The following is a 15,102-nucleotide window of genomic DNA, read 5'->3' on the forward strand; positions in this document are numbered from 1 at the left end:
GCTGCCGTTTGTCAGGGTTCGCGCGCCTGCAGAATGGTGACGGCGATGATCTGGGTCACATCTTCGGCGCTGCATCCGCGCGACAGGTCGTTGGCCGGTTTGGCAAGTCCCTGCAGAACTGGGCCGATCGCCAGATACCCACCCAGTCTTTGCGTCATCTTGTAGCCGATGTTCCCGGCGTCCAGATTGGGAAAGATCTTGACGTTGGCCTGACCAGCGACAGAAGACCCGGGTGATTTGCGTTCTCCGATCGAAGGGACAAACGCAGCATCGAACTGCAATTCGCCATCCACATTTAGCTCTGGATGCTTATCCCGCAGAATTTTGGTAGCATTGATCACTTTGTCCACTGCTGGGTGCCGTGCGCTGCCCTTGGTTGAAAAGCTCAGCATGGCTATTTTCGGTTCATCCTGCAGCAATGCGCGCGCGGAAACCGCTGATGCGGCTGCGATACTTGCCAGCTCCTCTGATGTCGGGTCGATCACCAGCCCGCAGTCGGAATAGAGCATCGCCCGGGCGTCAGCTTGTTTGGTCTCGGGCGGGTACATTAGAAAAAAGGATGACACCATACCAGCATCAGGCTTCATGCCGATGACCTGGATTGCGGTCCTGACGACATCGCCTGTTGTATGCACCGCGCCGCCTACGGTTCCGGTGGCATGTCCCAGCCGAACCAGCATCGCGGCATAGACCAGCGGTGTTTCAGCGGCCTTGCGCGCCTTGGCTTCATCGACGCCTTTATGCTTGCGCAGATCAAGATACTCGGCTGCGAATGTATCCGTTAGGGCAGACTGCGAGGGGTCGTGGATGGCGATACCGTCCCCGGCTGAGGCACCTTCGGCTTGCAACGCAGCCTCAACCTCGGCCTGTGGTCCTATGAGAATGATATCGGCCAGACCGGCTCCGCAGGCGGCCAGTGCCCCAGCGACGATGCGGGGATCGGAGCCCTCGCTCAGCGCGACAACAGGGCGGGTGTCCGGGGCGCTTGCAGCCAACAACTCGATCGGTGTTTTCGTCATACGCCACGATTCCTGCACTGAAGTTAATGGGATCAGAGCAGAACAACCGGATCAATGGTTGATCATCGCGATAGCACTGCCCTGAATGTGCCTTTTGATTGCTTGGTTCTATGTCTCCGTCAAGCCGTTGCCGATAGGTCCAGATTCGCCATCTGGCTATAAGCGGTGCATGTTTTGGACTTATGGGCGCATCGAACCAGGCCGGTCGTCATTGGCGTAAAGGTCGAACTGCAGGTAATCACCGCCGCAAAGTCAGTGTCTTGGTGGATACAGTCCGGCCTGAAACCAACTTATGAAAGTAACTATGGAGAATACTGGCAAACCGGTCGCCTGTTGTATATCCGCCGCGTAGGGGCACATGTTTGTGCATTCCAGTATCATTGCACCCAGGTCCGGATTGTCTGCTTGCAGGGCAAGCGCAGCTTCAACATTGTCGGCTCGGGCTTTATCCACATCCAATTCCAGATTGTTCCCAAGGATGGCGCTGGTGAATTCGCTTCCGCCCTCGGTCGTACCGATTGGAGTGCCTGCAGGGACCTTGGCGCGCGTCAGGTGCTGTTCGGTGAGCGTCGATGCTGAAATGGTCAGGATTCCGGCGCGTTTACCGGCGGGAAGAACGCGGTTCACCATATCGACCTGCATCATGGAGGAGGTTGCAACCGGGACGGGCACCGCCTCGGCCAGTTCTTCCTGAAACAGTGAGAGAAAACCACAATTGGTGGTGATCCCATCCGCACCGTCTCTGACCAGATCCCGGGCGGCATCGATAAAGGCGCCCAGCATCCCTTCGGCCCTTTGTCGGACCACCAGATCGGGCGAGGCATCCCGCACGATCCGATAGAGCACGGGAAACGGCCAGGTCAGCGCGTTCCCCATATCGCCAGGAATTCGCGGAAACTGTGCGTCCAGCATGAGAATGCCGACAGATGCGCCGTAAATGGATTTCCCGCCCCGCGCGATCATGGCTGCGCCTCCTGAATTATGCGGGCCGAGATATCATCGGACCCTTCCATGTAGATGCTGGATATTCCGTGGCGCACGGCGTCCTGAACCTGGTCCATCCGCTTGTTGATGTGCGCACCCAGAACCCGCGCGGCCTCATCCGCGTCGCGATCCATCAAGGCTTGCATGACGCACTTGTGCTCGTCTTTTGAGCGTTGCACCCGGTCAAGACTCATGGAAATCCAGCGGATGTATCGAATACGCTCGTTAATCCGCGTCAGGGTTTGCAACAATTCCATATTGCCGGATAGCTTTGCAATACCCAGATGGAATGCCTCATCCCGGGTAACGGCCTCTTCTATGGTCAGCCCGGTGATATCGATGCCCGTTGTGTGAAGTTCATCGTGAAGCGCCTGCAGTTCATCGCCCGTGGCCTTGCTGCAAGCAGCAGGTACAGCGGCAACCTCGATAATCTGGCGCAACTCAAACAGATCAAACACGCTTTGGGCATCCAGTGGGCGGCAGAAGAAACCTTGCCCTGGGCGAAAGTCGAACAACCGTTCAGCGACCAGCCGATTCAGCGCCTCACGCAAGGGGGTGCGGCTGACGCCCAGATCTTTCGACAGGGCTACCTCGTTCAAGCGATCACCGGGGCGCAGACGGAATGAGACCGCCATCGCCTTCACCTGATCATAGATGTCATCAACGCGTGGACCCGCCATGAGTTCTGCCTTTTGCCTATTGAAACACAGGTGCCACAGGCCGTTCTTGAAATCAATATACAAAACTGTATACAGTACTGTGTGCAGATAGAATCGAAGGAGCGACCGACCATGACGGGAACGAACTACCTGACCGGAGCCGAGGCTATGGTCCGTATGCTTGAAGCGCATGGTGTGAAACACATGTTCGGTCTTTGTGGTGATACAACCCTGCCATTCTATGATGCACTGTCCCAGATGGATCATGGTATTCAGCACATTCTGACTCGGGATGAGCGTCATGCAGCCTATATGGCCGATGGTTACGCCCGGGTGACAGGAAAGCCCGGCGTGTGCGAAGGCCCGTCCGGGGGAGGGGCGACCTACATTCTGCCTGGTGTGGTCGAGGCGAATGAAAGCTCGGTTCCGATATTGGCGATTACCTCGGATGTGGCAACGACCAGCCGTGGAAAGTACCCTTTAACCGAACTTGACCAACCTGCGCTGTTCAAGCCATTGGCCAAATGGAACGCGTCTTTGGACGATGCGACGCGGCTGCCTGCCATGGTGCGCGAAGCGTTTCGTGCGATGACAACCGGCACACCCGGAGCGACACATCTTGCGCTGCCATTTGACACTCAAAAAGCGCAGGTCGACGAGGCCGAGATTTGGGCGGATGCCCGGCATCGCAGCTATCCGGCGGAACGCGCGGGGCCGGATCTGGACGCAATCGAGGCAGCGGCAGAAATACTCGCGAGATCAAAATCCGCAGTGGCGGTCTGTGGCGGAGGGCCTGTATTGTCCGGAGCCAGCGACGCGTTGCGCCGTGTCGCGGAGTTGTTAGATATGCCCGTTGCCACAACCGTGTCGGGACAAGGCTCCATCGCCGAAACAGAATCTCTTGCCCTTGGTGTCGTCGGATCGAACGGCGGGATACCTGCAACCCGCTCGGTGGTGGACGCAGCCGATGTCGTTCTGTTCATCGGCTGCCGCGCCGGCTCGGTCACAACCGAGCGTTGGAGAAGTCCTGCGCGCAATGCCACCATCATTCATATCGACAGTGACCCTATGGTGATCGGGGCCAATTATCCGACCGAAGTAGCGATTTGCGCCGACGCGCGCTTAGCACTCGAAGCATTAGCAGAGGCGCTGGATGCAAGGAATGATCTGCCGAAGCTTGGTGGCGCTGCCAAAGCCAGTGCCGCATGGGTGGCTAAGTGGGCTGCCTTCAACCCACTGGCAGCAAGCCGCGAAACGCCGATCCGTCCCGAAGCAGTGATGGCCTCGCTGATGGATATTCTGGATGACGACGCGATTGTGGTCGCTGATCCGGGCACGCCATGTCCCTATTTCAGCGCGCATTACCGTTGGCGGAAACCTGGGCGACATTTCATCACCAATCGGGCTCATGGGGCACTGGGATATTCTCTGGGCGCTGCGATGGGCGCACATGTTGGGCGGCCTTCAGTTAAAACACTGTCTGTGATGGGCGACGGTTCTTTTGGGTTTACCTGCGGAGAGTTCGAAACGATGGTGCGGCACAATATGCCGATTACTTCGATTGTGTTTTCAAACGCGGTCTTTGGCTGGATCAAAGCCGGGCAGAAGGCAGGATTTGGTCAGAGGTACTATAATGTCGACTTCAATCGGACCGATCACGCCGCCGTTGCACGTGCTTTTGGTGTCAAATCATGGACGGTCAAAGACCCCGAAGACCTATCCCGAGTTCTGAAACAGGCTATTGAGCATGATGGACCGACATTGGTCGACATCCATTCGCAACCGCTTCACGAAGCAGCGGCACCGGTTTCGGAATGGGTCGCGTAAGAAGCGATTGAAGGGGTCAGCTGGGCCAGAAAATCCTGAGCAATCGTTGAAAGGGGACGACCTTTGGCGGTGATGATTGCCAGATCCAGCACCACGGCTGGTCGGAATGGGCGGGTTTGATACCCGCTCTCATCATCAAAGGTGACAGTGAAGGGGTCGATCATCGCGACACCCATGCCTTGTTTGACGAAACTCAGCAGGTTTTCTGACAAATGGGTGTGAATCTGAGTCCGCCATGTGCGCCCTTCAGATTGGAAAATGTCCCGAGTCCGCCGGTGTGTTTGATGCTCTGGCCCCATCACGATGAACGGTTCGTTTTCGAGTATCTCGGGTGTGAGCACTTCATGGGAGGCCAAAGGACTGTCATTTGGAAAGGTCGCCAAAGTTTCGAATTGAAAGACCTGATAGTCCAGCGTGTCGTGCAGAATGGGCATCTCAACGATGCCAATCTCAAAAAGGCCTGAAATCACCCACTCTTGAATCTTGGATGAGTATTGCGATTGAAAACTGACCGATAGATTTGGTCGGCTCTTGGCAAAGCGCGCTATCTCACGCGGCATGAAGCCAAAGGATAACAGATGCGGTGCGGCAACTTGCAATTGGCCGGGATGTTTGTTCTGCAGGTCCGTCACTGCCTGCGCCACGTGATCAAGCCCACGAACGACGGTATCAACCTCGCGATACAGCAACTCGGCTTCTGGTGTCGGAAGAAGGCGCCCTTTGTTGCGTTCAAATAGTGGCAACCGTGCTTCGCGTTCGAGCTGAGAAAGAAGGTTGCTGATACCCGGCTGTGAAATTCCCAGAACCGAGGCCGCGCCCGTTACGGTTCCAGTCTCCATTATCGCGTGAAAAGCCTGTAGCTGACGAAATCGAAGGGACATATTTTACAGTATCATTTTTTCTGATGATCTCTGGATAATATAGTATTTGAAATGATAGCCCGGTCAAGGCAGGCTCTGGCCATTGGTTGGGGGTGCAATGGGCAATCTGACACAGAAAATTATTGGCTACGATCTTTGGCATCTTGAGTTGCCAGTTACCTCGCGCCGAGATCACGGTATCGGGTCTGTTGAGGGCGTCTGTGAAGTCGTTGTTCTGCGGCTCAAGTCTGAGGACGGCAGCGAAGGTTTTGGTGAAGCTTCCCCCTGGTCCGTGTTCACAGGTACACCCGAAGCCACATATGCGGCCCTTGATCGTTACTTGCGCCCCCTCGTCGTCGGAGCCAGGGTTGGTGATCGGTCAGCGATCATGGCGCGGGCGGCCTATGCCGTGGCTCATTGCACCGAAGCGAAGGCCGCCTTGGAAACTGCTTTACTGGATCTAGCAGGCAGGATTAGCGAAGTTCCGGTCTGGTCCCTCTTAGGGGGGCGGTGCCGCGAGGCCATCCCACTTAGTTGCTCGATTGCGAATCCAGATTTTGCTCAGGATATTGACTTGTTGGCCCGATTGCAGGCGGATGGTGTTCGCATTGTGAAGCTCAAAACCGGGTTCAAGGATCACGCTTTCGATATTATGCGATTAGAGTATCTCGCTCAGAACCATCCGGAAATTTCAGTCCGCGTGGACTATAATCAGGGGCTCAGCGTTGAGGAGGCTCCCGCACAGGTTCGGGATGTGGCGCAGTTTGCCCCGGATTTCATCGAGCAACCTGTCCGCGCTCATCAATTCAGCATGATGAGCAGGTTGAGACGAATGATCGACGTGCCGCTTCTGGCTGATGAGAGTGTCTTTGGCCCCGAAGACATGGAACGCGCGGCGCGCGAAGGTATTTGTGATGGGGTGTCGGTGAAAATCATGAAATCGGGTGGCCTGGCCCGGGGGCAGACCGTTGCCCGTATCGCTGCTGCGCATGGTCTGACAGCCTATGGCGGGGATATGTTCGAAGCCGGATTGGCGCATTTGGCGGGTACGCATATGATTGCAGCGACGCCTGAAATTACGTTGGGCTGCGAGTTTTATCAGGCCTCCTATTTCCTGAAAGAAGATATTTTAGAGAACCCCTTCCAAGTAAGCGATGGTCAGGTTGTAGTCCCTGATGGGCCCGGCCTCGGCAACCGGCCCGATGTAAACAAGCTGGAGCATTATGCAGTAGCCAAGGCGGTGGCAGCGTGAGCGAAAAGAAGACCATTGCCATTATCGGGGCCGGGATTGTCGGCGTATCAGCAGCAGTTTGGTTGCAACGTGACGGTCACGATGTGATCCTTATCGACAAGGCTGGCCCGGGTGAAGGCACCTCGCATGGTAATGGGGGTGTGTTAGCTTCCTGCTCAATTGTTCCGGTGACTGTTCCGGGGCTGCTCAGGAAAGCGCCCAAAATGCTGCTCAGCCCATCGCAGCCGCTGTTTCTGAAATGGGGGTATCTTCCAAAGCTGATCCCATGGATGACACGCTATCTGAGCCATGCAAATGTATCTGATGTTGAACGCATAGCCGCGGCACTGACACCTATTGTTGGTGATAGCCTGAATGACCACAAGGCACTGGCCGAGGGCACAGGAGCCGAAAAATGGATCGTGCCGTCTGACTACCTGTTCTTATACAAAGACAAGGCGCATTACGAAGACGATGCGTTCGGATGGGAAATCCGGCGTCGGAATGGTTTTACCTGGGACGAATTAGAAGGCCCTGCCTTTCATGCTTACGATCCGGTCTACAGCAAAGACATCGGTTTTGCGGCGAAGCTTTCAGATCATGGCCATATCACGGATCCGGGTCGCTACGTCAAAGATCTGGCGGCATATGTCGAAGCTAAAGGAGGCACCATTCTGTGCGCGGCGGTCGATGACGTGGTTCAGGAAAACGGTTGCGTAACCGGTGTACGCGCGGATGGTGAAACTATTGCGTGCGATACTGCGATTGTAACCGCGGGTGTTTGGTCAGGGCCATTGGCCAAGCGTTTGGGCATTTCTGTTCCCCTTGAAAGTGAACGCGGTTATCATCTTGAATTGGTGGGGCCTTCTGCCATGCCGCGCAGTCCGGTCATGGTGGTTTCTGGCAAGTTCGTTGCCACACCAATGGACGGGCGCATTCGGCTGGCAGGCATTGTGGAATTTGGCGGGCTTGATGCGCCGCCATCGCGCGCGCCGTTTGAATTGATGCGCAAGAACGCCCGGATGGCCTTCCCGGGTCTGACATGGAAGGAGGAAGTGGAATGGATGGGGCACCGCCCCGCGCCAACGGACTCGATCCCGATCATTGGTGAGGCTCCGGCCATCAGCGGTGCATATATGGGCTTTGGCCACCACCATATCGGCCTGACAGGCGGGCCAAAAACGGGACGATTACTGGCGCAGATGATTGCGGGCAGAACCCCGAATACGGACATGAGCGTCTACGCACCCTCGCGTTTCGCAACATAGAAATGACTGGCGAAGAACGCCGGCATCTAAAAACTCAACTGGGAGAAACATGATGAAAAAACTGACAAGCCTTCTGGCGGCAACCGCGCTGACAGCTGCCGCAGCCGCACCGGCGATGGCTGAAAAATGGGATATGCCGATGGCTTATTCGGCATCGAATTTCCACTCGGCCACGGGCGCAGAATTTGCCAAATGCGTGACCACCGGTACAGGTGGTGAGATTGAAATCGTCACCCACCCCTCGGGCTCGCTGTTCAAAGGGGGCGATATAAAGCGCGCGATCCAGACCGGGCAGGCCCCTATTGGTGAGCGTCTGCTTTCTGGTCACCAGAACGAAAACGCGTTGTTCGGGTTCGACTCGATCCCGTTTCTGGCAACGTCATTTGATGATAGCGCCAAGCTTTGGGACGCCGCCAAACCTTCGATCGAAAAGCTGTTGGCTGAACAGAACCTGACGCTGCTTTATGCTGTGCCGTGGCCGCCTCAGGGCCTTTACTTCAAGGACGAGGTGAATTCGGTCGCTGAAATGGAAGGCATCAAGTTCCGGTCCTACAACAACGCCACGTCGCGGTTGGCCGAACTTACAGGGATGTTGCCCGTAACTATCGAGGCGGCTGAAATCAGCCAGGCGTTTGCAACCGGTGTGGCGGATTCCATGGTGTCGTCCGGTTCAACCGGGTATGACCGCAAGGTTTGGGAAAGCCTGAACTACTTCTATGAAGTAGATGCATGGCTGCCGCGCAACTACGTGATGGTGAATTCGGATGTCTGGGCTGGCGTTTCGGATGCCAGCAAGAACGTCATCAAAGGCTGTGCAGAACTGGCCGAGTATGCCGGAAACTGGCGAGCCAAGGAATACACCGGCTTCACCCTGCAAGGTCTGCGCGATGGCGGTATGAATGTAGGTCCGGCGTCCGAGCAGATGACGAATGAGCTGAAAGAGATCGGCGTCACCATGACGAATGAATGGCTTGAAGCGGCTGGTGACGAAGGCAAAGCTATCGTCGATGCGTTCAATTCTTCTCAGTAACGGCTGAGTAACGGGCGGCGGGCACATCTGCCGCCCATTCTGCACTCGATCAAAACCCAAGCGGGGACGGTATGGCGGCATTACGTGGGCTTCGGTCCGTACTGGATTTCATCTATCAGGCAGCGGGTGTTCTGGCCGCGCTTAGCCTGATTGCTATTCTATTGCTCATCGTGGTCCAGATGCTGGCCCGCTGGACAGGAGAGGTCTTTCCCGGAGCGCCCGACTACGCCGGTTATGCGATGGCCGCAGCATCCTTTATGGCGTTTGCAAATGCCCTGAACCGGGGCAGCCACATCCGGGTTTCCATCCTTTTGAATTCAGTCCCCGATGGATTTCGCCGAATTCTTGAAATCTGGTGCTTTGCCATCGGTTCTGCTGTCATGTGGTATTTCTGCTGGTACGCCTATCGCTTTGTGTACTGGAGCTGGAAGTTCAACGACATAAGCCAAGGGCAGGATAAAACTGCCCTTTGGATACCGCAATCAACCATGCTGATCGGCGCGATAATCCTCGCAATCGCGCTGACGGATCATCTGTTCCACGTCCTGTTCAAAGGTGACCATCGTATCACCCGCGATCTGGCCGATCAAAGCCACGGAGAGTAAGAGCATGGAAAACATATCCGTCATCATCCTCTTTCTCTTCGTCCTATTCACCCTTTTGGGCTCTGGCGTTTGGGTCGGGTTGGCCCTGATGGGCGTCGCCTGGGTCGGGATGGAGCTGTTCACGACGCGCCCGGTGGGTGATGTAATGATCACAACCATCTGGTCGTCGTCCTCTTCCTGGACTTTGACCGCCCTGCCGATGTTCATTTGGATGGGCGAGATCTTGTACAGAACACGATTATCCGAGGACATGTTCAAAGGCTTGTCCCCTTGGATGGCACCACTGCCCGGAGGGTTGGTTCATACAAATATTGTGGGTTGCACAGTGTTTGCCGCGGTCTCGGGATCTTCAGCGGCCACCCTGACCACCGTTGGCAAGATGTCGATCCCGGAATTGCGCAAACGCAATTACCCCGAACGCATGATCATTGGCACGCTGACTGGCGCGGCCACGCTTGGCCTGATGATCCCGCCGTCACTGACGTTGATCGTCTATGGGGTGACGATCAATGAATCTATCACCAAACTGTTCTTTGCGGGCATACTGCCAGGCCTCGTGCTGGCGGTGATGTTCATGGGATATGTCGCGATCTATTCCAAGGTCGGCAAAGACTGGAACCCAAACGATGAGGGTAAGCTGACCTTTGCAGAGAAGGTCAGAAACTCTCGGTTCCTTTTGCCCGTTATCCTGCTGATTACGGTTGTGATCGGATCAATGTATCTGGGCTATGCCACAGCGACCGAAGCCGCCGCCTTCGGCGTGATCGGGAGCCTGTTGCTGGCAGCGGGGCAGGGGTCATTGAATTGGAAGACATTCACCGAGAGCCTGATGGGTGCGACCCGTACCAGTGCCATGATCGCGCTAATCCTGGCAGGTGCTGCATTCCTTTCACTGTCGATGGGCTTCACCGGATTGCCGCGCGGGCTTGCGGACCTGATAGCAGGTTGGGATCTGACACGGTTCGAACTGCTGATGGTTCTGCTGGTCTTCTATGTCGTCCTAGGATGTTTCCTTGACGGAATTTCCTCGGTTGTGCTGACCATGGCGGTTGTTGAACCGATGATCCGCGACGCCGGGATCGACCTGATCTGGTTCGGTATCTTCATCGTGGTCGTCGTCGAGATGGCGCAAATCACACCGCCTATCGGTTTCAACCTGTTCGTGATGCAGGGGATGACCAATCATGAGATGAGCTATATTGCGCGCGCCGCAATTCCGATGTTTCTGATCATGGTGCTGATGGTGTTCGTTCTGATCTGGTTCCCCGAATTGGCCACATGGTTGCCCGAAAACCTGCGTCAGAGCCCTGGCGGGTAGAGCGAAGTGAACCCGCTTCACCTGGCGGCACGTCACGGCCCATATGTATTAGTATCGGGACTTGCTGCAGGCCTTCTATTGCCAGGGCTGGCCGAGCCGATGCGGCCTCTACTACCGCCCTTGGTCATGGTCTTGCTGTTTTTAACGCTGCTTCGGATGAAACCGGGTGCCATTTTGGGATCGCTGGCTGATCTGAGGCAGGTCGCTGGAACGATTGTTGCCTTTCAACTCGCCATGCCATTGATGGTGGCTGTGCTAGGTTTTGTTGGTGGGTGGACCGGTACGCCGGTGTTTCTGTCTTTGCTGATCATGGCATCGGCTCCGTCAATTTCCGGCAGCCCAAATATGTGCTTGATGATGGGGCATCCTGCGGAACACGCGATGCGGCTGGTTGTAGTCGGAACCGCAGCATTGCCATTGACCGCACTGCCGATTTTCTGGCTGATGCCGGAATTGGGTGACATTCAGGCGGTCCTTAAGATCACTCTACGCCTGTTTTTTACAATCGTTATTGCTATTCTTGCAGCGGTCGTATTGCGCCGGACGGTTCTTCGCACACCATCAAAGAGCACACTTCTAAACCTAGAAGGCGCGGCGACGATCACTCTTGCGGTATTTGTGGTCGGCCTGATGCCATCTGTAAGTGCGACCGCGCTGGTAGACCCAAGCGTTGCACTGTTCTGGATCGTGTTTGCCTGCCTGATTAATTTTGGCGCGCAGGCTGTCTCATTCCAACTGACGCAGGCCAGACTACCGGCTGCCGAGGCAACAGCAGTTTCTTTAATCGCCGGAAATCGGAACATCGCAATTTTCTTTGTTGCACTGCCACCTGAAGTGACCGCACCCACTATGGTGTTTATCGGAGCCTATCAGATCCCGATGTATCTGACGCCTCTGGTAATGCGTCGACTTTATCAACGGACAACTTCGGCCCGTTAGGTTGATTGCTCAAGTTGCCGGCATACCAATGTTTGTGCCAATGTACTCATCCAACCGACGCAGATTAGAAAGTCGATTTCCACTCAAGTAACGTCGTCCATAACACGACTAAACTTTGCGGTCTGTCTGATGTACGGGACATTCGGAGAGTAGCAAGTAAAGGGAAACATATGTCCGACAATTCGGAAACCGACTATGAGGTTGGTCAGGACAATGTTCAGATCATGGGTCTGGACGTCCATAATCCGGTCTTTGCTGTTTCGGGTCTTACCATCATTGCATTCGTGTTCTTCTCGCTCGTGTTTCGCGAGCAGGCGGCCGAGTTCTTTGGTTGGCTCCGTCCAGCACTGACCAGCAAATTTGACTGGGTGTTCATGCTTGCATGTAACATCTTTGTCGTCTTTTCGATCTTGTTGATCGTGACACCTTATGGGTCCATCCGTTTGGGTGGAGATGACGCTAAACCTGATTACAGCTACGCTGGATGGTTTTCGATGCTGTTTGCGGCCGGTATGGGTATCGGCTTGGTTTTCTGGGGCGTGGCAGAACCGATCTCGCATTACGGAGCATCTCTGGGTGGTGTTGCCGTCGGCGAAGATGGCGTTCGGACTGACTGGGCACCGTTGGGGGCCGGTCTTGAAGACCCAGAAGCGTCACGCAAGTTGGCTATGGCCGCGACTATATTCCATTGGGGTGCGCATCCTTGGGCAATCTATGCGGTTGTAGCGCTGGCACTGGCGTTCTTCAGCTTTAACCGGGGTTTGCCGCTGACCATGCGTTCAGTTTTCTATCCTATCTTTGGTGAGGCCACATGGGGTCCGCTGGGGCATATCATTGATGTGCTTGCCGTTTTTGCAACGATCTTTGGTCTGGCAACTTCACTGGGGTTGGGTGCGACACAGGCGCTGGCCGGCCTGAACTACTTGTTCGATGTGCCCGTTACCGACGGCATGAAGGTGCTGCTGATCGGCCTGATCACTGCCTTCGCGCTGATTTCGGTCGTTGCTGGTCTGGACAAAGGCGTTAAACGTCTTTCTGAGGCCAACATGATCTTGGCCGCTGCGTTGCTTTTGCTGGTACTGATTGTCGGACCGACTGTTGCAATCCTGACCGGATTCTTTGACAGCCTGTTTGAATATGTGGTTGCTTTGCCGACGCTGTCCAATTGGGTTGGTCGTGAAGACACCAACTTTATGCAAGGTTGGACCACATTCTACTGGGCCTGGTGGATTTCCTGGTCGCCTTTTGTGGGCATGTTCATCGCTCGAATTTCGAAGGGCCGGACTGTTCGTGAATTCGTCATTTGTGTCATCCTTATCCCGACAGTCGTCGGGGCGCTTTGGATGAGCGTATTTGGCGGAGCGGCTTTGGATCAGGTGATGTCCGGTAATGGTCAAGAGCTGTCAGACGCCGCGTTGGAACTGAAGATGTTCACCATGTTCGAAGCTTTTCCGATGACTGGATTGCTGTCCTTTATCGGCATCATTCTTGTGGTGGTGTTTTTCGTGACCAGCTCGGATTCCGGTTCGTTGGTGATTGATACGATTACAGCCGGTGGAAAAACCGATGCTCCGACTGCGCAGCGTGTATTCTGGTGCATTCTGGAAGGTGCAATTGCGATTGTGCTGTTGTTGGGTGGCGGGCTTGGCGCATTACAGGCGGCGGCCGTTGCGACAGGCTTCCCGTTTGCGCTTGTTCTGATGCTGATGTGCGTGTCGATCTTCATAGGTCTGGAAAACGAACGGCGCCGTCGCTAGCTCATAACATATAACTGCCCGGCTTTGTGCCGGGCAGTTCTCACTGAAACACATACATTCGCATTTTCAAGCTGATCGGCTTTGCTGTTGATCACCGACCCCTACGCCGACATAGGCCTCAAACCCTGAGCCTAGCACCATCGCGGATGGGTAGATATTGCGGAGATCAACCATACGGGCCGATTTCATAGTCTCTGCCAACTCATTCAGGTTCAGGGCGCGGAATTCGTTCCATTCGGTCAGCAAGACAACAGCATCAGCATCTGCAGCAGCAGTATATGGGTCGTCCAACCATTCGACACCCGGCAATAACGCTTCGCCTTCGGCACGACCCTGCGGATCAACCACGCGTACACGGGCACCGCCACCAATCAGGGCCGGTACGATGGTCAAAGATGGTGCATCGCGCATGTCATCGGTATTGGGTTTGAACGTAACACCCAACACTGCAACTGTTTTGCCATTAAAGCTGTCATCACAGGCATCGCGGATTTTTTCGATCATCCGCTTCTTCACTTCGTCATTGACGCGAATGACGGTTTCGGTGATCTGCATCGGATGCGCATGATCCTGGCCGATCCTGGCAAGTGCCGCCGTGTCTTTGGGGAAACATGAACCACCATAGCCCGGACCTGCGTGGAGGAACTTGTTGCCGATCCGCCCATCAAGCCCGATGCCACGTGCGACTTCTTTGACATCACCACCGGCACGCTCGCACAAACCAGCGATTTCGTTGATGAAAGTGATCTTGGTCGCCAGAAATGCATTTGCGGCGTATTTAATCATTTCAGCACTTTCCAGATCGGTGGTCAGGATCGGGAAGTCACGCAAATAAAGCGGCCTGTAGATTCCGGCCATGACTTCTGTAGCGCGTTCGCTTTCAACGCCAACGACCACACGATCTGGGCGCATGAAATCATCGATCGCGGCCCCCTCGCGTAAGAACTCGGGGTTCGAGGCGACGTCGAATTCCGCTTGGGGATTGGCTGCCGAGACCACCGAATGGACCTTGCGGTTGGTGCCAACCGGCACCGTCGATTTTGTAACAACAACCGTATAGGCGGTGATGGCCCGGGCAATTTCATCCGCAGCCGCCATCACATAGGTCAGGTCGGCGTGCCCGTCGCCACGCCGCGTTGGTGTGCCAACCGCAATGAACACAGCATCCGCTCCATCGACCGCTGCGGTCAGATCGGTGGTAAAGGTCAGTCGACCGGCGGCCACATTCTTAGCCATGAGCACATCAAGACCTGGCTCATAGATCGGCACTTCACCATCCTGAAGCATCTTGATCTTGCGTTCGGATTTGTCGACACAGATCACGTCATGACCAAAATCCGAAAAGCAGACCCCAGATACCAAGCCGACATATCCGGTGCCAATCATTGCAATGCGCATTTATCGAATTCCTTCCTTTGGTTTTCGCCAGTGGCGCATGTATTGTTTTCTGTCGACCGTTAACCTGAGAACTGTAGACACTCGGTAGAAATTCGCTCGAAATTCACAAGTGTTGTTCGGTTTGCACGACAATTCCCAATGGGCTGTATTCTTGCGACCGAATATGCTGGTTGTGGTGGAATGTTCAAGTGCTGTTAGGTCGTGTCA

General features: G+C 55.2%; 13 protein-coding genes. 8 read left to right on the forward strand and 5 right to left on the reverse strand.

The window, feature by feature from the left end:
* Positions 1 to 11 precede the first annotated feature (11 nt).
* The 3 genes from pta to BLU89_RS09325 form a co-directional block, all read right to left on the reverse strand.
* Positions 12 to 1,019: a phosphate acetyltransferase gene (gene pta / locus BLU89_RS09315; RefSeq protein WP_074736567.1), complete on the reverse strand. Its 1,008-nt coding sequence runs from the start codon at positions 1,017 to 1,019 to the stop codon at positions 12 to 14.
* A 252-nt stretch (positions 1,020 to 1,271) separates the two neighbouring features.
* Positions 1,272 to 1,982 (reverse strand): aspartate/glutamate racemase family protein, encoded by a 711-nt coding sequence (locus tag BLU89_RS09320; RefSeq protein ID WP_074736568.1) that lies wholly within the window; start codon positions 1,980 to 1,982, stop codon positions 1,272 to 1,274.
* A complete protein-coding gene (locus BLU89_RS09325; protein WP_074736569.1) occupies positions 1,979 to 2,683 on the reverse strand; it encodes a GntR family transcriptional regulator in 705 nt (234 codons plus the stop codon). The genes BLU89_RS09320 and BLU89_RS09325 overlap by 4 nt, the downstream gene beginning before the upstream one ends.
* Before the next feature lie 111 nt (positions 2,684 to 2,794).
* Here BLU89_RS09325 and BLU89_RS09330 point away from each other — a divergent pair, with 111 nt between their 5' ends.
* Positions 2,795 to 4,489 (forward strand): thiamine pyrophosphate-binding protein, encoded by a 1,695-nt coding sequence (locus BLU89_RS09330; protein WP_074736570.1) that lies wholly within the window; start codon positions 2,795 to 2,797, stop codon positions 4,487 to 4,489.
* Here the strand turns inward: BLU89_RS09330 and BLU89_RS09335 are convergent.
* Complete coding sequence (locus tag BLU89_RS09335; RefSeq protein ID WP_074736571.1) at positions 4,450 to 5,370, reverse strand: LysR family transcriptional regulator; 921 nt, start codon at positions 5,368 to 5,370, stop codon at positions 4,450 to 4,452. The two genes, BLU89_RS09330 and BLU89_RS09335, sit on opposite strands and share 40 nt — an antisense overlap.
* 97 nt (positions 5,371 to 5,467) lie before the next feature.
* Here BLU89_RS09335 and BLU89_RS09340 point away from each other — a divergent pair, with 97 nt between their 5' ends.
* The 7 genes from BLU89_RS09340 to BLU89_RS09370 all read left to right on the forward strand — a co-directional run bounded on the left by BLU89_RS09340 (position 5,468) and on the right by BLU89_RS09370 (position 13,497).
* Positions 5,468 to 6,601: an enolase C-terminal domain-like protein gene (locus BLU89_RS09340; protein WP_083347717.1), complete on the forward strand. Its 1,134-nt coding sequence runs from the start codon at positions 5,468 to 5,470 to the stop codon at positions 6,599 to 6,601.
* On the forward strand, positions 6,598 to 7,848 hold the full coding sequence (locus BLU89_RS09345) for an NAD(P)/FAD-dependent oxidoreductase (protein WP_074736572.1): 1,251 nt from the start codon (positions 6,598 to 6,600) through the stop codon (positions 7,846 to 7,848). Before BLU89_RS09340 ends, BLU89_RS09345 begins: the two co-directional genes overlap by 4 nt.
* Before the next feature lie 52 nt (positions 7,849 to 7,900).
* The gene (locus BLU89_RS09350; protein ID WP_074736573.1) at positions 7,901 to 8,878 is read left to right on the forward strand and encodes a TRAP transporter substrate-binding protein; all 978 of its coding nucleotides are present in this window, start codon (positions 7,901 to 7,903) and stop codon (positions 8,876 to 8,878) included.
* 71 nt (positions 8,879 to 8,949) lie between these two features.
* On the forward strand, positions 8,950 to 9,483 hold the full coding sequence (locus BLU89_RS09355) for a TRAP transporter small permease (protein ID WP_074736574.1): 534 nt from the start codon (positions 8,950 to 8,952) through the stop codon (positions 9,481 to 9,483).
* Between the two features lie 4 nt (positions 9,484 to 9,487).
* Positions 9,488 to 10,801, forward strand: coding sequence for a TRAP transporter large permease (locus BLU89_RS09360; RefSeq protein WP_074736575.1), 1,314 nt, complete (start codon positions 9,488 to 9,490; stop codon positions 10,799 to 10,801).
* 6 nt (positions 10,802 to 10,807) lie between these two features.
* Positions 10,808 to 11,740 carry a hypothetical protein gene (locus BLU89_RS09365; protein ID WP_074736576.1) on the forward strand — a complete coding sequence of 311 codons (933 nt, stop codon included), beginning with the start codon at positions 10,808 to 10,810 and terminating at the stop codon, positions 11,738 to 11,740.
* Between the two features lie 170 nt (positions 11,741 to 11,910).
* Entirely contained in the window at positions 11,911 to 13,497 is a 1,587-nt protein-coding gene (locus tag BLU89_RS09370; protein WP_143030549.1) for a BCCT family transporter, read from the forward strand.
* A gap of 66 nt (positions 13,498 to 13,563) precedes the next feature.
* On the opposite strand, the gene BLU89_RS09375 is transcribed toward BLU89_RS09370, so the two are convergent.
* Positions 13,564 to 14,895 carry a UDP-glucose dehydrogenase family protein gene (locus BLU89_RS09375; protein WP_074736578.1) on the reverse strand — a complete coding sequence of 444 codons (1,332 nt, stop codon included), beginning with the start codon at positions 14,893 to 14,895 and terminating at the stop codon, positions 13,564 to 13,566.
* Positions 14,896 to 15,102 lie beyond the last annotated feature (207 nt).

The sequence above is a fragment of the Ruegeria halocynthiae genome (assembly GCF_900106805.1).
In the GTDB taxonomy this organism is placed as follows: domain Bacteria; phylum Pseudomonadota; class Alphaproteobacteria; order Rhodobacterales; family Rhodobacteraceae; genus Ruegeria; species Ruegeria halocynthiae.

Bases quoted from the DNA above. Each gene is read 5' to 3' on its own strand.
- pta (WP_074736567.1), bottom strand. From the start codon at position 1,019: ATGACGAAAACACCGATCGAGTTGTTGGCTGCAAGCGCCCCGGACACC.
- BLU89_RS09320 (WP_074736568.1), bottom strand. From the start codon at position 1,982: ATGATCGCGCGGGGCGGGAAATCCATTTACGGCGCATCTGTCGGCATT.
- BLU89_RS09325 (WP_074736569.1), bottom strand. From the start codon at position 2,683: ATGGCGGGTCCACGCGTTGATGACATCTATGATCAGGTGAAGGCGATG.
- BLU89_RS09330 (WP_074736570.1), top strand. From the start codon at position 2,795: ATGACGGGAACGAACTACCTGACCGGAGCCGAGGCTATGGTCCGTATG.
- BLU89_RS09335 (WP_074736571.1), bottom strand. From the start codon at position 5,370: ATGTCCCTTCGATTTCGTCAGCTACAGGCTTTTCACGCGATAATGGAG.
- BLU89_RS09340 (WP_083347717.1), top strand. From the start codon at position 5,468: ATGGGCAATCTGACACAGAAAATTATTGGCTACGATCTTTGGCATCTT.
- BLU89_RS09350 (WP_074736573.1), top strand. From the start codon at position 7,901: ATGAAAAAACTGACAAGCCTTCTGGCGGCAACCGCGCTGACAGCTGCC.
- BLU89_RS09355 (WP_074736574.1), top strand. From the start codon at position 8,950: ATGGCGGCATTACGTGGGCTTCGGTCCGTACTGGATTTCATCTATCAG.
- BLU89_RS09360 (WP_074736575.1), top strand. From the start codon at position 9,488: ATGGAAAACATATCCGTCATCATCCTCTTTCTCTTCGTCCTATTCACC.
- BLU89_RS09370 (WP_143030549.1), top strand. From the start codon at position 11,911: ATGTCCGACAATTCGGAAACCGACTATGAGGTTGGTCAGGACAATGTT.
- BLU89_RS09375 (WP_074736578.1), bottom strand. From the start codon at position 14,895: ATGCGCATTGCAATGATTGGCACCGGATATGTCGGCTTGGTATCTGGG.